Consider the following 21540-nt stretch of genomic DNA (forward strand, 5'->3'; position numbering starts at 1 on the left):
CGCGTAACCGGCAAAGCTACCTGAATGCGCCAGGGCAGTCCAGCCAGGCAGGACTGGCACTTTGCCACAAGTCAAGGCATGCTAGCCGCCCTCCGGGCGTCCGGCTTATAGTGCATGTCGCGCGCCAGTCCAGCCAAACCGCAGGATCACAGTTTGTCCAACGTCACGCCGCCTACTCCCCTGCGCGCCGCTCACATAGCGCCGGGAGCGCCCCTGCACGGCACCCTCAAAGGCGCATTGGCGACGCTTGTCCTCATGTTGCTCGCGTTATTGTTCTGGCAACTGCTCGACCAACTGCAGCAGAACCAGAAAAACCAGCAGCAATACACCATCGACTACAGCGCCGACCTGGCGGAACAGATCAGCCTGAACATGGCCCTGAGCGCACAGATCGCGCTGAATCTGCTGCCGATGGTCGAGCCGCCGCGCAACGACGAACAGCAACAGGCGTTGATGCTCAGCTTGCAACGCTCTCTGCCGGAACTGCGCAGCTTCGCGCTGCTCGCCCCCAGCGGCGCGATAATCCGCGACACGGCCAAAGACAGCCAGGACAGCGACTTCCTCGAGGAACTGGTCAAGCGCAGCCATTCCCAGCCCTACTACCTGAGCAACGACAACAACGGCACCATCATTTATCTGCTGCTGCATCAGCCCAGTGGCGATTCGAAAATGTACTGGGCGCTGCGCCTGGCGCCGAACTACCTGGCCAACCTTACCCGCCAGGATGGCCAGGGCCAGCGGCCGATGTGGGCCGTCGAGAATCGCCTGAACCACCACGTAGTCAGCCGTGACAGCGGCATGCCGACACAATTGGCCGCCGCCCTGACCCCGGACGAGTTGAAAAAAAGCGTGCTGGTCACGCCACTGAGCAAAAGCGACTGGCAACTGCGCGGCCTCTTCGACCGTAACGCCGTGCTGGAACAATTGCTGCCGGCGTTTATCGGCAAGTGCCTGCTGGGCCTGGCCTTCTCGTTGGTGCCGGTGATCGTGCTGTTGAATATGCGCCGCCGCCAGCGCCAGGTGAACGAAGGTCGGCGGCGTTATCAGGATATTTTCGAAGGCACCGGCGTGGCCCTGTGCGTGCTTGACCTGTCGGGGCTCAACGCGTTCTTCGACAAGGCCAAGATCCGCACGCGCGAGCAATTGCACGGGTGGCTGCAGGGCAACCCCGAAGCGCGTCGCCAGTTGCTCAAGGAACTGCGCGTCACCGAGGTCAACCAGGTGGCGGTGCGCCTGTTGAACGTCAGCTCGTGCGAGCAAGCCTGGGAACGCCTGATCGATGACTGCCCACGCAACGCCACGGCTATCGGCTATCAGGTGCTCGAGGCGGTGCTGACCCAACAGAACCAGTTGGAACTGGAAATCCAGCTCAACGATGTGCTCGGCAACAACCAATACCTGTGGCTGGTGATGCGCCTGCCGGAACAGCGCGACGACTTCAAGGCGGTGATCCTCAGCATCAGCGACATCACCAGCCGCAAGCTGATCGAACTGTCGCTGGTGGAGCGCGAAAGTTTCTGGTCGGACGTGGTGCGAACCGTGCCCGATCACCTGTATGTGCAAGATGTGATCAGCCAGCGGATGATTTTCAGCAACCACCACCTGGGCCACACCCTCGGCTATAACAAGGCCGAATTGCAGCAAATGGGCGAGTACTTCTGGGAAATCCTGCTGCACCCCGAGGACGCCGAGCATTACCACGACTTGCGCCAGCAGCAGCGCCAGGCCGGTTATTCGAGCCAACTGCAATGCCAGTTGCGCTTTCGCCACCGCAACAATCAATGGCGCCGCTTCGATATCCGCGAGCAAGCCCTGGCCGGGGACAAGACCGCGCAGGTCACGCGCATCATCGGCGTGGCCAAGGACATTACCGATCAGATCGAGGCCAGCGAATCCCTGCGTGACAGCGAACAGCGCTACCGCATGCTGGCCGAAAGCATCAGCGACGTGATCTGCTCCACCGACAGCCGCCTCGCCCTCAACTACATCAGCCCCTCGGTCAACGCCGTGCTGGGCTATGACGTGGACTGGGTGTTCAAGAATGGCTGGCAGTCAATCATCGCCAACCCGCAGCAATTGGCCGGCATCTACAGCCTGGTCGAGCAAGTCAGCCGGGCCTTGGGCGACGCCGAGGCGCTGGCCAAGCTGCGCGATGACATCCACACCCAACTGTACCTGTTCGACTGCCTGCGCGCCGACGGGCGTAAAGTTCCGATCGAGCTGCGCCTGGTGCTGGTGTGGGACGAGCACGGCGCCTTCGAGGGCATCCTCGGCGTCGGCCGCGATATCAGCCAGCAGCGCCGCGCCGAGAAAGACCTGCGCATGGCCGCCACGGTATTCGAGCACTCCACGTCGGCGATCCTGATCACCGACCCGGCCGGCTATATCGTGCAGGCCAACGAGGCGTTCAGCCGCGTCAGTGGCTACGCCGTGGCGGACGTGCTCGACCAGTTGCCGAACATGCTCACCGTCGACGAGCAGCAGGAAGCCCACCTGCGCTACGTGCTCAAGCAGTTGCACCAGCACAGCACCTGGGAAGGCGAAGTGTGGCTCAAGCGCCGCAACGGCGAGCATTACCCGGCCTGGGTCGGCATTACCGCCGTGTTCGACGATGAAGGCGACCTGGCCAGCTACGTCTGCTTCTTCAGCGATATCAGCGAGCGCAAGGCCAGCGAACAGCGCATCCACCGCCTGGCCTATTACGACGCCCTGACCCACCTGCCCAACCGCACGCTGTTCCAGGACCGCCTGCACACCGCACTGCAGTCGGCCGAACGGCAGAAGTCGTGGGTGGTGCTGATGTTCCTCGACCTCGACCGCTTCAAACCGATCAACGACTCCCTGGGCCACGCCGCCGGCGACCGCATGCTCAAGGAGATGGCTACCCGCCTGCTCGGTTGCGTGGCCGAAGACGACACCGTGGCGCGCATGGGCGGTGACGAGTTCACCCTGCTCCTGCAGCCGCGGATCAGCCGCGAAATGGCGCTGAACCGCGCGATTCACGTGGCCGAGCAAATCCTCGCCAGCCTGGTCAGACCGTTCGTGCTGGAAGGCCGCGAGTTTTTCGTCACCGCAAGTATCGGCATCGCCCTCAGCCCGCAGGACGGCAACGAGCTGAGCCAGTTGATGAAAAACGCCGACACCGCGATGTATCACGCCAAGGAGCGTGGCAAGAACAACTTCCAGTTCTACCAGGCCGACATGAACGCCAGCGCCCTGGAGCGCCTGGAGTTGGAAAGCGACCTGCGCCACGCCCTCGACCAGAACGAATTCGTGCTCTATTACCAGCCGCAATTCAGCGGCGACGGCAAACGCCTGACCGGCGCCGAAGCCTTGCTGCGCTGGCGCCACCCGCGCCGTGGCCTGGTGCCGCCAGGGGACTTCATTCCAGTGCTGGAAGAGTTGGGCCTGGTGGTGGATGTGGGCGACTGGGTGATCAGCGAAGCCTGCCGCCAGCTCAAGAGCTGGCACCAGAACAAGGTGCGGGTGCCGAAAGTCTCGGTGAACATCTCGGCGCGGCAATTCTCCGATGGTCAGTTGGGTGAGCGTATCGCCAGCATCCTTGAGGACACCGGCCTGCCGCCAGCGTGCCTGGAGCTGGAGCTGACCGAAAGTATCCTGATGCGCGAAGTCAACGAAGCCATGCAGATCCTCGCCAGCCTGAAAAACCTCGGCCTGAGCATTGCGGTGGACGACTTCGGCACCGGTTATTCGTCGCTCAACTACCTCAAGCAATTCCCCATCGACGTGCTCAAGATCGACCGTACCTTCGTCGACGGCCTGCCGTCCGGCGAGCAGGATGCGCAAATCGCCCGCGCGATCATCGCCATGGCCCACAGCCTCAACCTGGCGGTGATCGCCGAGGGCGTGGAGACCCATGAGCAACTGGACTTCCTGCGCGAGCATGGCTGCGATGAGGTGCAAGGTTATCTGTTCGGGCGGCCGATGCCGCCGAATCGGTTCGCGGCGCAGTTCAGCAATGATGCGCTGTTCATGTTCGACTGAGAGTTTGTGGTGAAGCCGGCGGCCCCATCGGGAGCACGTCGAATCGTCGCACCGCCCCTCCCACACTTCGATTTGTGAATACATTCAAATGTGGGAGGGCGCTTGCTCCCGATGGCGGCGGCACAGTCCCCCCCGCCAGATGAACACCACTTGTCCGCGACATGACGTCCTTTCATATGCCATCTAAAACCCATTAGGTTAGAATGCCTTCCTTTTCTGCCCCCCGATCCTTGAGGACCGCCATGTTCAGCCGTGATTTGACCATTGCCAAGTACGACGCCGATCTCTTCGCCGCCATGGAGCAAGAAGCCGTGCGCCAGGAAGAGCACATTGAGCTGATCGCTTCGGAAAACTACACCAGCCCTGCGGTAATGGAGGCTCAAGGTTCGGTTCTGACCAACAAGTACGCCGAAGGCTACCCAGGCAAGCGCTACTACGGCGGCTGCGAATACGTCGACGTGGTTGAGCAACTGGCCATCGACCGCGCCAAGCAACTGTTCGGCGCCGATTACGCCAACGTCCAGCCACACGCCGGCTCCCAAGCCAACAGCGCCGTGTACCTGGCCCTGCTGCAAGGCGGCGACACCATCCTGGGCATGAGCCTGGCCCACGGCGGTCACCTGACCCACGGCGCCAGCGTTTCGTCCTCCGGCAAGCTGTACAACGCCGTTCAATACGGTATCGATGCCAACGGCCTGATCGACTACGACGAAGTCGAGCGCCTGGCGGTCGAGCACAAGCCAAAAATGATCGTGGCCGGTTTCTCTGCCTACTCGCAGATCCTCGACTTCCCACGTTTCCGCGCCATCGCCGACAAAGTGGGCGCGTACCTGTTCGTCGACATGGCCCACGTGGCCGGTCTGGTCGCCGCTGGCGTCTACCCGAACCCGGTGCCGTTCGCTGACGTGGTCACCACCACCACCCACAAGACCCTGCGCGGTCCGCGTGGCGGCCTGATCCTGGCGCGCGCCAACGCCGAGATCGAGAAGAAGCTCAACTCTGCGGTATTCCCAGGCTCCCAAGGCGGCCCGCTGGAACACGTGATCGCCGCCAAAGCGGTCTGCTTCAAAGAAGCCCTGCAGCCTGAGTTCAAGACTTACCAGCAACAAGTGGTAAAAAACGCCAAGGCCATGGCCGAAGTGTTTATCGCACGCGGTTTTGACGTGGTATCCGGCGGGACTGAAAACCACCTGTTCCTGCTGTCGCTGATCAAGCAGGACATCTCCGGTAAAGATGCTGACGCCGCCCTGGGCAAAGCCTTCATCACCGTGAACAAAAACTCCGTGCCGAACGACCCACGTTCGCCGTTCGTCACCTCGGGCCTGCGTTTCGGCACCCCGGCCGTGACCACTCGTGGCTTCAAGGAAGCAGAGTGCAAGGAACTGGCCGGCTGGATCTGCGACATCCTGGCTGACCTGAACAACGACGCCGTGATCGACGCGGTCCGTGAGAAGGTCAAGGCCATCTGCAAAAAGCTGCCGGTGTACGGCGCTTGATTGCAGTTGCTTGAATAAAAAGCCCGGCTCTTGAGCCGGGCTTTTTTATGCAGATCAGGATTTGGAATACCGGCCAATGTGGGAGGGGGCTTGCCCCCGATGGCGGTGGGTCAGTCGACACATGTATGGCTGACACACAGCTATCGGGGGCAAGCCCCCTCCCACATTTTTGATCGCATTTCCAAGTTAGGCTTGATAGACCTTCGCAAAACCCTCGCGAATCTTGTCTTCCGGCAACTCATCGGCAATAAACACGATCACACTCTCCCGCGTTTCGCCCTCGGCCCATTCGGTATCCCAATCGAAACCGTAGAGCTTCAGCACGCCCTGGAACACCATGCGCCGATCGTCGCCGGCGATGTTCAGCACGCCCTTGTAGCGCAGCAGTTGCTTGCCGTGGTCTTCCAACAACTCGTTCATGAACTCGCTGAGGCGGTCGATATCCAGCGGCTGTTCGGTGCGCAGCACCAGGCTGGAGATGCGGTCGATGGACGGCGCAGCGCTGACCGGGCGCAGGTTCATGCCGGCGTTGAGGTTGAAGCCGCGCACGTCGAGCAGCTCGGCCAGGTCGATGGCGCCGTGGTCGACCACGCGAATCGGCGCGCGGCGGTTGATGCGGGTCAGGCGCTGGCTGAGGGCATCGAAGCTGGCGTCGTCCACCAGGTCGCGCTTGCTCACCAGCAGGCGGTCGGCAAACCCGATCTGTGCCTGGGCGATGGTTTGGGTCAGGTGGTGCTCGGCGTGGGCCGCGTCCACCAGGGTGATGATGCCGTCGAGGATGTAGCGCTCGCGCAGCTCTTCATCGATGAAAAAGGTCTGGGCCACGGGGGCCGGGTCGGCCAGGCCGGTGCATTCGATCACCAGGCGGTCGAAGGCGATTTCGCCGCTGTCGAGACGCTCCAGCAACAGATACAGGGCTTTGGTCAGGTCGGTGTGGATGGTGCAACACACACAGCCGTTGGACAGGGTCATGACTTGCACGGGCTCGTTGCCCAATAGCTGGGTGTCGATACCGGCGTCGCTGAATTCGTTTTCGATCACGGCGATTTTCAAGCCGTGCTCGGCTTTGAGCAGGTGACGCAGCAACGTGGTCTTGCCGGCGCCGAGGAAGCCACTGAGGACCGTGACGGGAATGGGAGAGGACAAAGACAGTTCTCCTGAAAATGGGGAGGTAAAAACAACTGTAGGAGCGCGCTTGCTCGCGAAGAACGTCAACGATAACCCGTGCTATCTGGATGCACGTGGTGTCCTTGCGTTGTTCGCGAGCGAGCTCGCTCCTACAGGTAAAGCGGTTTTACCAACTTAGCAGCACTTGGGCCCACCCTTGCCGCCGTAACGGGCTTCCTGGCGTTCCCGGAAGAACGTCTTGTAGTCCATCATCGGCTTGTCCGGGTGTTTGGTTTGCATATGCTCGACGTAAGTGTCGTAGTCGGGCATGCCGACCATCAGGCGCGCGGCCTGACCGAGGTATTTACCGAGGCGACTGATGTCATTGAACATGGCTGCAATCCTCGATCATGCGTCCGGTACGGCCTGGAACGGGGCTTCTTTATCCGTGCGCTCTTTGTTGCCCCAGGCGGCGACGCCGACTTTGAGCGCATAGAACAGGATACTGAAGACCACGAACAGGAACAGCGCCGTCAGCGTTGCGTTGGTGTAGGCGTTCCAGATCACATGCTGCATCTGGTCGATGCTCTTGGCCGGGGCGAGGATCTGGCCGTTGGCCAGCGCATCGCTGTACTTCTTCGCCAGCGACAGGAAGCCGATCGCCGGGTTGGCGTCGAACAGCTTGATGAAGCCCGCCGTGGTGGTGCAGATCAGCAGCCAGACGGCCGGCAGCATGGTCACCCAGATGTAGCGTTGGCGCTTCATTTTGATCAGCACGACGGTCGCCAGCATCAGCGCGATACCTGCCAGCATCTGGTTGGAGATACCGAACAGCGGCCACAAGGTGTTGATGCCGCCCAGCGGGTCGATCACGCCTTGATACAACAGGTAACCCCACATCGCCACACAACCGGCGGTCGCGATCAGGTTGGCCGTCCAGGACTCGGTGCGCTTGAGCGCCGGCACGAAGGAGCCCAGCAGGTCCTGCAGCATGAAGCGCCCGGCACGGGTACCGGCGTCGACGGCCGTCAGGATGAACAGCGCTTCGAACAGGATCGCAAAGTGGTACCAGAACGCCATGGTGTTTTCACCCGGCAGCACACTGTGCAGGATCTGCGCGATACCCACCGCGAGCGTCGGCGCACCGCCGGCACGAGCCAGCACGGTGGTTTCGCCGATGTCATGGGCAACGGCCGACAGCGCCTCAGGCGTAATCGCAAAGCCCCAGCTGCTGACGGTTTGAGCGACGGTGACCACGTCCGAGCCGACGATCGCCGCCGGGCTGTTCATGGCGAAGTACACACCCGGCTCGATCACCGAAGCGGCAACCATTGCCATGATGGCCACGAACGACTCCATCAACATGCCGCCATACCCGATGTACCGGGCGTGGCCTTCACTGGCCAGCAACTTCGGCGTGGTGCCTGAAGAGATCAGCGCGTGGAAGCCCGAGACCGCACCGCAGGCAATGGTGATGAACAGGAACGGGAACAGACCGCCCTTCCACACCGGGCCGGTGCCATCGATGAACTGGGTCAGCGCCGGCATTTTCAGGTCGGGCATGGTCACCAGGATACCGATGGCCAAGGCGACGATGGTGCCGATTTTGAGGAAGGTCGACAGGTAGTCACGCGGGGCCAGGATCAGCCACACCGGCAGTACCGCCGCGACGAAACCGTAGCCGATCAGCATCCAGGTGATCTGGATGCCGGTGAAACTGAAGACCTTGGCCCAGACCGGGTCGGCGGCAATCTGCCCGCCCAGCCAGATCGAACCGAGCAACAACAACACGCCGACGATCGAAATTTCACCGATGCGGCCCGGGCGGATGTAGCGCATGTAGATGCCCATGAACATCGCGATCGGGATGGTCGCCATCACCGTGAAGATGCCCCACGGGCTCTCGGCCAGGGCCTTGACCACGATCAGCGCCAGCACCGCGAGGATGATGATCATGATCAGGAAGCAGCCGAACAGCGCGATGGTCCCGGGAATGCGGCCCATCTCTTCGCGGACCATATCCCCCAGGGAACGGCCGTTACGACGGGTAGACAGGAACAGCACCATGAAGTCCTGCACCGCACCGGCCAGTACCACGCCGGCGATCAGCCACAGGGTTCCGGGCAGATAACCCATTTGCGCCGCCAACACCGGGCCGACCAAGGGGCCTGCACCGGCAATCGCCGCAAAGTGGTGACCGAAAAGGATGTGTTTGTTGGTCGGTACGAAGTCCAGACCGTCGTTATTGACCACTGCGGGGGTGGCCCGTCGTGGATCGAGTTGCATCACGTTATTGGCGATGAACAGACTGTAGTAGCGATAGGCGACCAGATAGATCGCCACTGCTGCGACGACGATCCACAAGGCATTGATCGCCTCGCCGCGGCGTAAGGCCACTACGCCCAAAGCGCACGCACCTACTATGGCCAGTACCAGCCAGGGTAAGTGGCGTAGCAGGCTATTATTATTTTTCATTTTTTGTATTCCAGCCAGGGTGGACAGAAAGGACAACCAGCTCGAGTTTAGCGCTACTGGCCTTAAAGGCCAGCCCCCTACGTTGGTCTAGAGCCTTCCCATGGCAAAAAAAGCAGAAATAAAGCCTCAATAATGGCGTAGGGCTACAATCCCTTCATCCACAGAGGGTTTCACCATGACCGAGCATGCGTCTGATCGTCGTCGTTTTCGCCGGATCGCCTTTGATGCCAAGACCAAACTCCGGCAGAACGGTCGGGAATGGTCGGTGCAACTGGTGGACTTATCGCTGAAGGGCTTGTTGGTGCAGAAACCGACGCCCTGGCACAGCATCGGCACCGAGTCGTTCGATGTGGATATCCACCTGGACGCCAATACCGATGTGCAGATGCAGGTCAGGCTGACCCATGACCAGAACGGTCACCTGGGGTTTGAATGCGAGCACATCAGTCTGGAATCGATCAGCCATTTGCGCCGCTTGATCGAGTTGAACCTGGGGGATCAGGCAGAACTGGAGCGGCAGTTGGGCGCGCTGCTGGAGCACTGACCACCGGTGGGAGGGGGCTTGCTCCCTCCCACATGTGTACTGCGGTGTTGCGGGCTACTCGAAAAGTGCATCCAACGCCTGCTCCAGCCGCGTCACTGCAATCACCTGCAACCCCGGCGGCGCTTCCTTCGGCGCGTTGCCCTTGGGCACGATCGCACGCTTGAAGCCGTGTTTGGCCGCTTCTTTCAAACGCTCCTGACCGCTGGGCACCGGGCGCACCTCGCCCGACAGGCCAACTTCGCCGAACACCAGCAGGTCGTGGGGCAGCGGCCGGTTGCGCAGGCTGGACATCACCGCCGCCATCAACGCCAGGTCGGACGCGGTCTCCAGCACCTTGACCCCGCCCACCACGTTAAGGAACACGTCCTGGTCATGGGTCGGGATGCCGCCGTGCCGATGGAGTACCGCAAGCAGCATTGCCAGGCGGTTCTGGTCCAGGCCCAGGGTCACTCGACGCGGGTTGGCCAAATGGCTGTCGTCCACCAGCGCCTGGACTTCCACCAGCATCGGCCGGGTGCCTTCCCACGTTGCCATCACCACACTACCGGGGACTTCTTCCTGGGCACGGGTCAGAAAAATCGCCGAGGGGTTGGAGACTTCTTTCAGCCCGCGGTCGGTCATGGCGAATACGCCCAGCTCGTTCACCGCACCGAAGCGGTTCTTCACCGCGCGCAGCAAACGCAAACGGCCATCGGACTCGCCTTCGAAATACAGCACGGTGTCGACCATGTGCTCCAACACCCGTGGCCCGGCCAGCGCGCCTTCCTTGGTCACGTGACCGACCAGGAAAATCGCCGTGCCGCTCTGCTTGGCATAGCGCACCAGCAGCGCCGCGCTCTCACGCACCTGGGACACGCCGCCCGGGGCCGATTGCAGTTGCTCGGTGAAAATCGTCTGGATCGAGTCGATCACCATGACCTTGGGTTTTTCGATCCGCGCGGTGGCGATGATGCTTTCGATGCAGGTTTCGGTCATCACCCGCAGTTGGTCCTGGGGCAAGCCCAGGCGGCGTGCGCGCATGGCCACTTGTTGCTGGGATTCTTCGCCGGTGACGTACAACGCCGGCATGCGGCTGGCGATGCTGCACAGGGTTTGCAACAGGATGGTCGACTTGCCGATACCGGGGTCGCCGCCGATCAGCACCACCGAACCGTCCACCAGGCCACCGCCCAGCACCCGATCGAGCTCACCGGACGCGGTGGAGAAACGCGGGACTTCCTCGACGCTGACTTCGGCCAGGGTCTTGATCTGCGCCTGTTGCCCGGTCCAGCCGGCACGGCCGCTGGGGGCCGCAGCGCCGCCGCTTTCGATCATGGTTTCGGTGAGGGTGTTCCACGCCCCGCACTCGGTACACTGGCCGGCCCACTTGGGAAAGGTCGCGCCGCACTCGGTGCAGCCGTACATGCGCTTGGCCTTTGCCATTTGAGAACCTCCAACCGAAAAACCGCGATGATAGCTCAGCGCGGCGCCGGGGTCCGGATTTCACCGCCGGCCAATCGTGAAGCACTGTTGCCGATCGGGTCTTCGGCATTCAGGTCGGCGCCTTTGGCCTTCAATTCGTCGAGCAGTTCGAGACGCTTGAACAGCCCGGCGTACATGGCGGCGGTCTGCCCGGCGCCGTTGCGCTGGTCGGGGTTGCAGTCGGTGGCCAGCAGGCGCTGGGCAATCTTCAGCTCGCCCTTGAAAATCGCGCCCATCAACGCGGTGTTGCCGCGCTTGTCCTGCACACAGGCATCGGCGCCGGCGGCGAGCAGACGTTCAACGTAGGCGCTTTCGCCATGGTAGGCGGCGAGGATCAGTGCGGTGTAGCCCTTGTCGTCCTGGGTATTGAGGGGGAAGCCGGCGTCGATGAAGGTATCGAGCATGGGCAGGTCGCCGCGACGTGCGGCATCGAAATAGTAGCCTTGCAATTGCGCCTTGAGCGCCGCTGCGTCATTGGGCGCAGGCTGCCCGGCAACCCCGCTCAGCGACCAGCAGGCCAGCAGCGCGCCGATGAAGGTACGCATTGATTCAACTCCTCTACAAAACCCTTGTAGGAGCGAGCTTGCTCGCGAAAAACGTCAACGATGACGCGTGCATCCTGGATGCACGCGTTGCCTGGCGGATCTTCGCGAGCAAGCTCGCTCCTACAGGGGGGGGTTAGTCGGTGAGTTTTTGTGCCAGCGCTTTCACGCGGGCCAGGTCACCTTTGGCGACCTTGGTCACGCCGGCGCCGTATTCCGGGTCGGCTTTATAGAGGAAGGACAGGATGATGTGCTTGCTCTCGTCGTCGGTGGTGGCCAGGGAGCCGCCGAAGTTGTCGATCAAGTCCTGACGTTCTTTCTTGCTGTAGGAGCGATACAGATCACCGGCCTGCTTGAAGTTCTGCTCACGCTGGATCTTCGCCTGCTGGGTACTGCCTGCCAGCGGCGACTGGCTGTAGCGTGCGTTTTGCGGCTCTTCCCGTGGCAGCAGGCGGCTTGGCTGGTAGTTCACGCCGGTGCTGGTCTTGCCGGAATTCATCGCGCCGTCCTGGTTGCCGTTGTTGACGGTGACCCGTGGCGCGTTGATCGGCAGTTGCAGGGCGTTGGCGCCCAGGCGGTACATCTGCGTGTCGGCATAGGAGAACACCCGGCCTTGCAGCAGGCGGTCTTCCGACGGCTCGATGCCCGGCACCAGATTGGCCGGGGCCATGGCCACTTGCTCGGTTTCCTGGAAGACATTGGCCGGGTTGCGGTTCAACACCATCTGCCCGACTTTGCGCTCGGGTATGCCGGGCCAGATCTTGGTGGCGTCCAGCGGGTCGAAATCGAACTTGGCCAGTTCCTCAGGTTTGAGCACCTGCACGTACAAGTCCCACTTGGGGAAGTCGCCCTTGTTGATATGGGTGACCAAGTCATTCGTCATATGGCTGTAGTCACGGCCCTGTACGTCGGTGACTTGCTTGGGATCAAGATTCTTGATGCCTTGCAGGCTCTTCCAGTGGAACTTGACGTAATGCACTTCGCCCTTGGCGTTGATCAACTTGTAGGCATGTACGCCGTTGCCGTCCATTTCGCGGTAACTGGCCGGCGTGCCGGAGTCGGAGTACAGCTCGGTCAGGGTGCGGGTGGCTTCGGGAACATGGGAGAAGAAGTCGAAACGACGCGAGTCATCATCCAGGTTAGTGCGCGGGTCGGGTTTGAAGGCGTGGACCATGTCCGGGAACTTGATGGCGTCTCGGATAAAGAACGTCGGGAAGTTGTTGCCGACCAGGTCCCAGTTGCCGTCGGCGGTGTAGAACTTGGTGGCGAAGCCGCGAGGGTCGCGCAGGGTTTCCGGGGAGTGATTGCCGTGTACCACCGCCGAGAACCGCACGAATACCGGGGTTGCCTCACCGGCGGCGAAAACTTTGGCCTTGGTCAGGTCGCTGAGGTTATCGGTGACGGTAAACGTGCCGTGAGCGCCGGTGCCACGGGCATGTACCACGCGCTCGGGGATGCGTTCGCGGTCGAAGCGTTGCAGCTTCTGAATCAGTTGCACATCTTGCAGCAGCACCGGGCCGTTGGCGCCCGCGGTTTGCGAGTTCTGGTTGTCGCCGACGGCGGCACCATTGTCGCGGGTCAGGTTGGCGGCCTGCACAGACAGCGAAAGCAGACTGACGGTTGCCAGCACCAGCGCATGTCGCGCCAGAACGGGCGCGCGGCTCATTGGGTTGTTCATCGAGGTTTCCTCTGGTTTTTTTAATGCACATTCAGTTGTGCTTGCCAGAGGCTAGTGACCCGCGAGTCAGAAGATAAATAGAAAAACCCCAACGGGTCGATTGAAAAAATAATCTGGTAACTCACTGAAATCGCGGGTATTTCGCGCGCGATTGATGGCACTTTGCAAACTATTTGCGATTTAATGTGTCGATAAAAACCGACAGTGTTAACAGTTGTGTCAGGCAAGCCCGCTACGACTGACTTACACTGACTTCCACCCTTCTCATCTGTAACAAGGAATAACCTATGGGCGTGATCAGTGAGTTCAAGGCCTTCGCGGTCAAAGGTAATGTGGTCGACATGGCCGTCGGGATTATCATCGGCGCCGCCTTCGGCAAAATTGTTTCCTCGTTTGTAGGCGACGTGGTGATGCCACCGATCGGTCTGTTGATCGGCGGTGTGGACTTCGCTGATCTGGCGGTGACGCTCAAGGCTGCGCAGGGTGATGTCCCGGCGGTCGTGCTGGCCTACGGCAAGTTCATCCAGAGCGTGATCGACTTCCTGATCGTCGCGTTTGCGATCTTCATGGGCGTGAAGGCCATCAACCGCCTGAAACGCGAAGAAGCCGTGGCCCCCAGCCTGCCGCCGACGCCGAGCAAGGAAGAAGTGTTGCTGGGTGAGATCCGCGATCTGCTCAAGGCACAGAACGACAAACCGCAATAAGCCGTATCGATTTGAACGAAGGCGCCTCCAGGGGCGCCTTTTTTGTTACCAGTAGTTCTCCACCGCCACCTGGCCGGGGCGCCGGGACAGGCTCAATTGCATATCGCGTTGTTTGAGCAACTGACGGGTGTCGTCGATCATCTGCGGGTTGCCGCAAATCATCACGCGCGAATGCTCTGGGGTCAGCGCGACGCCGGCTGCGCGCTCCAGCTCGCCATTCGCGATCAGGGTGGTAATGCGCCCGTGCAGGGCGCCGGGGTGCTGCTCGCGGGTGACCAGCGGCAGATAGGTCAGCTTGTGGGCGTACTCGGCCAGGTACTCACGCTGCGCCAGCCCCTGGATCAGCGACTGATAGGCCAGCTCCCTGGCTTCCCGGGCGCTGTACACGAGGATGATGCGCTCGAATTTTTCCCAGACCTCGAAGTCCTGCAGGATCGACAGGAACGGCGCCACTCCGGTGCCGGTGCCCAGCAACCATAAGTCACGACCGTCGACAAACCGGTTCAGGGTCAGGAAGCCTGTGGCCTGACGCTCGACCATCAACGTATCGCCGACGCGCAGACGGCTCAGCTCGCTGGTGAACTCGCCACCGGGCACCACGATCGAGAAAAAATCCAGGTACTCATCAAACGGCGACGACACCACGGAGTACGCGCGCCATACCGTGCTGCCATCGGCCTTGGTCACCCCCAGGCGCACGAACTGGCCGGCGGTGAACCGAAAGCCCGGGTCACGGGTGGTGCGCAGGGTGAAGAGGCTGGGGGTCAGCGATTGCACGTCGAGCAGGGTCTGGCGGGTAAATTTCTCAGCACTGGCCGTCATGGGGAGCTCCGTTCTACAGGTGCCCTAGTGTCCCTCAAAGTCACGTGCGGAAACACCCGCAGTCGGTAGTGGCATTGTGAATAGAGCAAAAAAACCACAAGTTGATGGCTATTTAATTGCACTACTAAACATTTGGCTATTAGTCCAAGACACATCACAACATCGCCCCATAGTGCGATTGTCAGTGACGCACTACAGACGCTAAAACCCACTAAAAAAGGGCAAAACTTCGCAAAAAGTTGCGGACGAAAGTTGCACACCTGCTTAAAGAGTCTTAGAACACGACGAACAAGAACGAAAATTTCCGCTGCAAGTGTAGTCCATGTCCTACACTAATTTGCGTGCAACATTGGGGGCCAGGACGTACCCAAGTCACAAAGAACTCCATGGAGATTTTCCGATGGTCAACTGGCGCAATACACGACTCCCTAAACTGGAAGGCGAGGACAAGATCACCAGTGTATTTGAAATGGTCATCAACAAAACCTACGAGCTTGGCTTCCAATTCTGTTCCTTCACGATGAGTTCACAGCGACCCACACACCCATGCAAACCGATTTGCCTCAACAACTACCCAAATGAATGGAACTCCCTGTACGACCAGGCCCACTTTTTCGACGTAGACCCGGTTGTCACCCACTGCAAACGTTGCGTACTACCGATTGTCTGGGAGGAAAAAGTGTTCGGCGCCGCGCCGAATTTGTGGGAACTGGCCCGGTCCTCTGGCGTGCATCTTGGATGGACCCAGGCGGTCCACGATTTCCAGGGCGTGTTCAGCATGCTGACTCTGGGACGCAGCAAGGGCGAGGTCAGCCCGGAAGAGCTGTACGAAAAGGCCGGCCAGGTATTGTGGCTCTGTCATGCGATGCATGCGGTGGTCGCACAGAAATATGCCGACAAGCCCAACGCGCCTTCGGCCTGCAAATTGACACCACGGGAGACAGAAATCCTCAAATGGTCAGCCCTGGGCAAAACGGCTGCCGATATCGCCGCCATACTGTGCCTGTCGGAACGCACCATTGGTTTTCATCTCAAAAGCATCTTCACTAAAATGGGCGTCAATAACAAAATTGCTGCGGTGCTCTGTGCCTCGAAAGCAGGCTTGTTTTAACCCGCTTTGAAACACCGCATGTAATCACTCCAAAAAAAAAGTAACATTTACGGCCAACTCTGAGTGTTGACGCAGCCCCTCGGTGCCGCCTCGCAGTTCACTCAGACGGTTCCGCCGGCCGCCACAGCGCCTGTCGAACACCCATCGATTACCCAGAGCCTCCCCCGCCATGCCCCTGCTCGAAAGCCCGTTCGCCCAGCTCGATCTGATCCGTCAACCCGAGCAGCACAATGATCCGCTGCAGGCCTTCGACGCCGCCGACGAGTATCTGCTCAGCTACCTGGCCGAACAGCAACCGAACGCCGCAACTCGCGTGCTGGTGCTTAACGATAGCTTTGGCGCATTGGCCGCCAGCCTTGAGGGCCATGTGCAGGTGACATCCAGCGGCGACTCGTTTCTCGCCGCCCAAGGCCTGGAAAAAAACCTGCTGCGCAACGGCAAGGCGTTCGATGCGGTGTCGTTCATTCCCGCCAGCCAAGTGCCTGTCGGGCCATTCGACCGGGTGCTGATCCGCGTGCCGAAAACCCTGGCGCTGCTCGAAGAACAGTTGATCCGCCTGCAGGGCCAACTGGCGCCGGGCGCTGAAGTTATCGCCGCAGCGATGGTCAAGCATCTGCCACGGGCCGCCGGTGAATTGCTGGAGCAGTACATCGGGCCGATGCACGCGTCCCTCGCGATCAAAAAGGCGCGGCTGTTGATCGCCACCGTTGGGGAGCGCCCGGCCGCCGTCTCGCCCTACCCCACCCGTTACGCCTTGGACACTCCAGCCATCGCCCTGCTCAACCACGCCAACGTGTTCTGCCGCGAAAGCCTGGACATCGGCACCCGCGCCTTCCTGCCACACTTGCCCACGGGCCTTGGCAGTGCGCGAGTCGCCGACCTGGGTTGCGGCAATGGCGTACTGGCGATTGCCAGCGCCCTGCTGAACCCGGACGCGCATTACACCTTGGTGGACGAGTCCTACATGGCCGTGCAATCGGCCGCCGAGAACTGGCAAGCGGCCCTGGGTGATCGCGAGGTCATCGTCCGCGCCGACGATGGCCTGGCCGGGCAGGCACCGCAATCGTTGGATGTGGTGCTGTGCAATCCACCGTTCCACCAGCAGCAGGTGGTCGGCGACTTCCTCGCCTGGCGCATGTTCCAGCAGGCGCGCGAAGCGTTGGTGGTCGGCGGTGCCCTTTATATAGTCGGCAACCGTCACCTGGGTTATCACAGCAAGTTGGCGCGGCTGTTCCGGGGCGTCGAGCAAGTGGCCGCCACGCCCAAATTCGTCATTCTCAAAGCGCGCAAATAAAAAAAGACCCCGCCCCTCCAAAGAGGGGCAGGGTCAAAAAACCGTGCCGCAAGGCAACGGGATGGGATGTCAGTGCGTGGTCAGGCCGGCCGCGCTCATGAACAGGCGCATCAGGCTGGCCACGATGAACAGGGCCAGCACGCTGCCGCTCCAGATCATCGCCAACCAACCAAGGCGCCGCCACAGCGGTTGCTTCTCAGCCTGTTCAATCTCGTGCAACGAAGGTTTGCCGGACATGAAACGACCCTCCTAGTGATAACCGTCTTCATGGGTGACCTTGCCGCGGAACACGTAGTAGCTCCAGAAGGTGTAGCCCAGGATGAACGGGATGATGAACAACGTGCCCACCAGCATGAAGCCCTGGCTTTGCGGCGGCGCGGCAGCGTCCCAGATCGATACCGACGGCGGGATGATGTTCGGCCACAGGCTGATCCCCAGGCCGCTGTAGCCGAGGAAGATCAGCACCAGCGTCAGCAGGAACGGCGTGTAGTGCGCGTTGCGCGCCACGGCGCGGATCAGCCCGTACATGGTCACCAGCACCAGGATCGGCACCGGCAGGAACCAGAACAGGTTCGGCAGGGTGAACCAGCGCGAGGCGATTTCCGGGTGCGACAGCGGCGTCCAGATACTCACGATACCGATCACCGCCAACACCACGAAGGCCAATGGCCGCGCCAGGTCGTGCATCTGCTCCTGCAACTTGCCTTCGGTCTTCATGATCAGCCAGGTGCAACCGAGCAACGCGTAGGCCACGATCAGCGCCACGCCGCAGAACATCGTGAACGGCGTCGCCCAATCCAGTGAGCCACCGGCAAACTGGCGATCGACCACCGGGATGCCGTCGATGAACGCACCCAACGCGACGCCCTGGAAGAACGTGGCCGCCAGCGACCCGCCGATGAACGCCTTGTCCCACAGGTGACGCTTGTGGTCCTTGGCCTTGAAGCGGAATTCAAAGGCCACGCCACGAAAGATCAGCCCGATCAGCATCAGCATCAGCGGCAGGTACAACGCCGACAGCACCACCGAATAGGCCAGCGGGAACGCGCCGAACAATGCCGCGCCGCCCAGTACCAGCCAGGTTTCGTTACCGTCCCAGACCGGGGCGACGGTGTTCATCATCACGTCACGGTCGGTCTTGCCGGGGATGAACGGAAAGAGGATGCCGATGCCCAGGTCGAAACCGTCCATGACCACGTACATCATGATGCCGAAGATGATGATCACGGCCCAGATCAGCGGAAGATCAATACCCATCTCAATGCCCCTTATGCTGGAGGTCGACGTGATCGTCATCGCTGCCGTCATCGGCCGCCGACAACGGCCGCGCCGGTGTGCGTTTCTGGCCTGGGCCACCGTGGGTTGGCTCGATGCCGTCGTGGGCCACCGGGCCTTTGCGCACCAGGCGCATCATGTAGCCCAAACCGGCGCCGAACAGCGCGAAGTACACCACCACGAACAGCACCAGGGTGATGCTCATCTGCGCCAGGCTATGCCCGGAGGACGCATCCGCAGTCCGCATCAGCCCGTAGACCACCCACGGCTGGCGGCCGATCTCGGTGGTGAACCAACCGGCGAGAAGCGCGATCAAGCCGGATGGGCCCATCCACAACGCCAGGTACAGGAACGGCCGGGACGTATACATCTTGCCGCCCCGACGCAGCCAAAGGCTGAACAGGCCGGTGAAGATCATCAGGAAACCCAGGCCGACCATGACCCGGAACGACCAGAACACGATGGTCGAGTTGGGGCGGTCCTCAGGCGGGAACTCCTTGAGCGCCGGTACCTGTTTGTCCAGGGAGTGGGTCAGGATCAGGCTGCCGAGGTAGGGAATTTCCACCGCGTACTTGGTTTTTTCCGCCTTCATGTCGGGCCAGCCGAACAGGATCAGTGGCGTCGGCTCGTTGCCGATGTTTTCCCAGTGGCCTTCGATCGCGGCGATTTTCGCCGGCTGGTGCTGCAGGGTGTTGAGGCCGTGGAAGTCACCGATCACTGCCTGGATCGGCGCGACGATCAGCGCCATCCACATGGCCATCGACAGCATCTTGCGGATCGCCGGGTTGTCCTTGCCACGCAGCAAATGCCAGGCCGCCGAAGAACCGACGAAGAACGCCGTCGCCACAAACGCCGCCGTGGCCATGTGCATCAGGCGGTAGGGGAACGAGGGGTTGAAGATCACGGCCAGCCAGTCCGTGGGGATCACGCGGCCGTCGATGATTTCAAAGCCCTGGGGAGTCTGCATCCAACTGTTGGAGGCGAGAATCCAGAAGGTCGAAATCAGCGTGCCGACGGCCACCATCACGGTCGCGAAAAAGTGCAGCTTGCGCCCCACCTTGTTCCAGCCGAACAGCATCACGCCGAGGAAACCGGCCTCGAGGAAGAAGGCCGTGAGCACTTCATACGTCAGCAGCGGCCCGGTGACGGAGCCGGCGAAGTCCGAGAAGCGGCTCCAGTTGGTGCCGAACTGGTACGCCATGACCAAGCCGGAGACCACACCCATGCCGAAGTTGACGGCAAAGACCTTCGACCAGAAATGGTAGAGGTCACGGTAGGTATCGTTATGGGTCTTGAGCCACAAGCCTTCCAGCACCGCAAGGTAACTCGCCAGGCCGATGGTGATCGCCGGGAACAGGATGTGGAACGAGATAGTAAACGCGAACTGAATTCGGGCGAGATCTAGCGCCTCCAAACCGAACATAAGTCTTCCTCTGTCAGGTAATACCGAATGCTGGCTGGAGGCCGCATCCACTGCCCCCACGGATATGGAGTGTGGCGAATTTCAATTCGTTTCTTTTTTTACCAACCACGTAGGGAGTCAGGCCTTGCGGCCGCCAGAACAAATCCTGAAATAGCTTTGATCTGGATCAATCACAGTCAAAAGAGTAGTCCCATTTTGGTAATTGGCCTGTGTGGTCTTTTGCCGCGTGACAGCTTGCCTCAGCGCAGTTTCTGCAACTGTTTGTTACAGCTTGATGCTAATCTCGGGTTTCCCTACCGCGCTGGCCCGAACTCCCGATGCCCAATGAACCCGCGTTGCTGTTGCGTCACCACCGCCCTTTCATCGCGTTCTGGCTGGCGCGGATCTTCACCGCCAGCGGCTTCCAAATGCTCACCGTGGCCATCGGCTGGAACCTCTATCAACTGACCGGCAACGTGCTGGACCTGGGCCTGGTCGGCCTGGTGGAATTCGTTCCCCGCGTGCTGTTCATGCTGCACACCGGGCATGTGGCCGACCGCTATGATCGGCGCAAGGTGGCGGCTATCTGTCAGACCGTGCAGGCGCTGATTGCCGTGTCCCTGGCCATTGGCGGCCTGACCGGCAATGTGACCCGCGAGATGATCTTTATCCTCGCCTTCCTGCTCGGCGCCGCGCGCTCCTTTGAAATGCCCACCACCCAAGCGCTGCTCCCGAGCATCGTGCCCAGCACGCTGTTCCCGCGCGCCGTGGCCTCGTCGCAATCGGCCCAGCAACTGGCAACCATCGTCGCCCCGGCCCTCGGCGGTTTGCTCTATGCGTTCGGCAGCGTGTGGGTGTATGGCCCGACCGTGGTGCTGTACCTCATTGCCTGCACGCTGACCCTCAACCTGCCCGCGCGCCAGACGCCGCTGAACAAGGCCAAGGCCACGATGGACTCGCTACTGGCGGGGATTCGCTTTATCCGCAGCCGCCCGGACATCCTCGGGGCTATTTCCCTCGACCTGTTCGCCGTGCTGCTCGGCGGTGCCACCGCGTTGCTGCCGGTGTTCGCCAAGGACATCCTGCTGACCGGCGCCTGGGGCCTGGGCCTGCTGCGTTCGGCGCCGGCGGTGGGCGCGCTGTTGATGTCGTTGTGGCTGGCGCGCTTCTCGGTCGACCGACACGTGGGCCGTGTGATGTTTACCGCCGTCGGGGTGTTCGGGGTGGCGACCATCGCTTTCGGCCTGTCCACCTCGTTCTGGTTTTCCCTGGCGGTGCTGGTGGTGCTGGGCGCCGCCGACATGATCAGCATGGTGATCCGCGCATCCTTCGTGCAATTGGAAACCCCGGACGACATGCGCGGGCGGGTCAGTGCGGTCAACGGCCTGTTTATCGGCGCGTCGAATCAACTGGGCGAGTTCGAATCCGGGATCACCGCCCACTGGTTCGGCACCGTGCCCGCCGTGGTCATGGGCGGGATCGGCACGTTGGTGGTGACCGGGACGTGGATCAAACTGTTCCCGACCCTGGCTCACCGCGACCGCATGCATGTGCCGCTGGACGAAGCCAAGGGCTGAACCTCACCACCAGCCGGTGCGGATATCCGTGACGTTCAGGGCCATTG

General features: G+C 61.2%; 17 protein-coding genes. 7 read left to right on the forward strand and 10 right to left on the reverse strand.

Annotated elements, in window-relative coordinates; all coding sequences use genetic code 11:
* Positions 1-153: 153 nt before the first annotated feature.
* Positions 154-4005, forward strand: coding sequence for a bifunctional diguanylate cyclase/phosphodiesterase (locus tag C8K66_RS17315; RefSeq protein ID WP_057005133.1), 3852 nt, complete (start codon positions 154-156; stop codon positions 4003-4005).
* A gap of 242 nt (positions 4006-4247) precedes the next feature.
* On the forward strand, positions 4248-5501 hold the full coding sequence (gene glyA, locus C8K66_RS17320; RefSeq protein ID WP_017848268.1) for a serine hydroxymethyltransferase: 1254 nt from the start codon (positions 4248-4250) through the stop codon (positions 5499-5501).
* 186 nt (positions 5502-5687) lie between these two features.
* On the opposite strand, the gene yjiA is transcribed toward glyA, so the two are convergent.
* The 3 genes from yjiA to C8K66_RS17335 form a co-directional block, all read right to left on the reverse strand.
* Positions 5688-6647, reverse strand: coding sequence for a GTPase (yjiA, locus tag C8K66_RS17325; protein ID WP_046482156.1), 960 nt, complete (start codon positions 6645-6647; stop codon positions 5688-5690).
* Between the two features lie 156 nt (positions 6648-6803).
* Positions 6804-7001 carry a YbdD/YjiX family protein gene (locus C8K66_RS17330; RefSeq protein ID WP_017737420.1) on the reverse strand — a complete coding sequence of 66 codons (198 nt, stop codon included), beginning with the start codon at positions 6999-7001 and terminating at the stop codon, positions 6804-6806.
* A gap of 15 nt (positions 7002-7016) precedes the next feature.
* Positions 7017-9083: a carbon starvation CstA family protein gene (locus C8K66_RS17335; RefSeq protein WP_017848270.1), complete on the reverse strand. Its 2067-nt coding sequence runs from the start codon at positions 9081-9083 to the stop codon at positions 7017-7019.
* A gap of 175 nt (positions 9084-9258) precedes the next feature.
* Here C8K66_RS17335 and C8K66_RS17340 point away from each other — a divergent pair, with 175 nt between their 5' ends.
* Positions 9259-9627: a PilZ domain-containing protein gene (locus C8K66_RS17340; RefSeq protein ID WP_108525513.1), complete on the forward strand. Its 369-nt coding sequence runs from the start codon at positions 9259-9261 to the stop codon at positions 9625-9627.
* A gap of 54 nt (positions 9628-9681) precedes the next feature.
* Here the strand turns inward: C8K66_RS17340 and radA are convergent, their stop codons facing one another.
* The 3 genes from radA to katB all read right to left on the reverse strand — a co-directional run bounded on the left by radA (position 9682) and on the right by katB (position 13308).
* Positions 9682-11049: a DNA repair protein RadA gene (gene radA / locus C8K66_RS17345; RefSeq protein WP_017848272.1), complete on the reverse strand. Its 1368-nt coding sequence runs from the start codon at positions 11047-11049 to the stop codon at positions 9682-9684.
* A gap of 35 nt (positions 11050-11084) precedes the next feature.
* Positions 11085-11633, reverse strand: a complete 549-nt coding sequence (locus C8K66_RS17350) for an ankyrin repeat domain-containing protein (protein WP_104904399.1) — start codon at positions 11631-11633, stop codon at positions 11085-11087.
* 133 nt (positions 11634-11766) lie between these two features.
* Positions 11767-13308 carry a catalase KatB gene (katB, locus tag C8K66_RS17355; protein WP_108525515.1) on the reverse strand — a complete coding sequence of 514 codons (1542 nt, stop codon included), beginning with the start codon at positions 13306-13308 and terminating at the stop codon, positions 11767-11769.
* A gap of 287 nt (positions 13309-13595) precedes the next feature.
* Here katB and mscL point away from each other — a divergent pair, with 287 nt between their 5' ends.
* The gene (gene mscL, locus C8K66_RS17360; protein WP_017848275.1) at positions 13596-14012 is read left to right on the forward strand and encodes a large-conductance mechanosensitive channel protein MscL; all 417 of its coding nucleotides are present in this window, start codon (positions 13596-13598) and stop codon (positions 14010-14012) included.
* A gap of 45 nt (positions 14013-14057) precedes the next feature.
* Here mscL and C8K66_RS17365 read toward each other — a convergent pair whose 3' ends face one another.
* Entirely contained in the window at positions 14058-14834 is a 777-nt protein-coding gene (locus C8K66_RS17365) for a ferredoxin--NADP reductase (RefSeq protein ID WP_046381980.1), read from the reverse strand.
* A gap of 400 nt (positions 14835-15234) precedes the next feature.
* On the opposite strand from C8K66_RS17365, the gene C8K66_RS17370 reads away from it, so the two are divergent.
* A complete protein-coding gene (locus C8K66_RS17370) occupies positions 15235-15945 on the forward strand; it encodes a LuxR family transcriptional regulator (protein ID WP_046381979.1) in 711 nt (236 codons plus the stop codon).
* 169 nt (positions 15946-16114) lie between these two features.
* On the forward strand, positions 16115-17239 hold the full coding sequence (locus C8K66_RS17375) for a class I SAM-dependent methyltransferase (protein WP_108525517.1): 1125 nt from the start codon (positions 16115-16117) through the stop codon (positions 17237-17239).
* 69 nt (positions 17240-17308) lie between these two features.
* Here C8K66_RS17375 and C8K66_RS17380 read toward each other — a convergent pair whose 3' ends face one another.
* Genes C8K66_RS17380 through C8K66_RS17390 form a run of 3 tightly spaced genes read right to left on the reverse strand, consistent with a single transcriptional unit; the run spans position 17309 to position 19937 of the window.
* The gene (locus C8K66_RS17380) at positions 17309-17476 is read right to left on the reverse strand and encodes a DUF2474 domain-containing protein (protein ID WP_017848279.1); all 168 of its coding nucleotides are present in this window, start codon (positions 17474-17476) and stop codon (positions 17309-17311) included.
* A 12-nt stretch (positions 17477-17488) separates the two neighbouring features.
* The gene (cydB, locus tag C8K66_RS17385; protein WP_046381977.1) at positions 17489-18496 is read right to left on the reverse strand and encodes a cytochrome d ubiquinol oxidase subunit II; all 1008 of its coding nucleotides are present in this window, start codon (positions 18494-18496) and stop codon (positions 17489-17491) included.
* Between the two features lies 1 nt (position 18497).
* Positions 18498-19937, reverse strand: a complete 1440-nt coding sequence (locus C8K66_RS17390) for a cytochrome ubiquinol oxidase subunit I (RefSeq protein WP_046381976.1) — start codon at positions 19935-19937, stop codon at positions 18498-18500.
* A 317-nt stretch (positions 19938-20254) separates the two neighbouring features.
* Between C8K66_RS17390 and C8K66_RS17395 the strand changes: the two genes are divergently transcribed.
* Entirely contained in the window at positions 20255-21493 is a 1239-nt protein-coding gene (locus C8K66_RS17395) for an MFS transporter (RefSeq protein WP_017848282.1), read from the forward strand.
* Positions 21494-21540 lie beyond the last annotated feature (47 nt).

The organism is Pseudomonas sp. GV105 (genome assembly GCF_003058185.1).
Taxonomy (GTDB): Bacteria; Pseudomonadota; Gammaproteobacteria; order Pseudomonadales; family Pseudomonadaceae; genus Aquipseudomonas; species Aquipseudomonas veronii.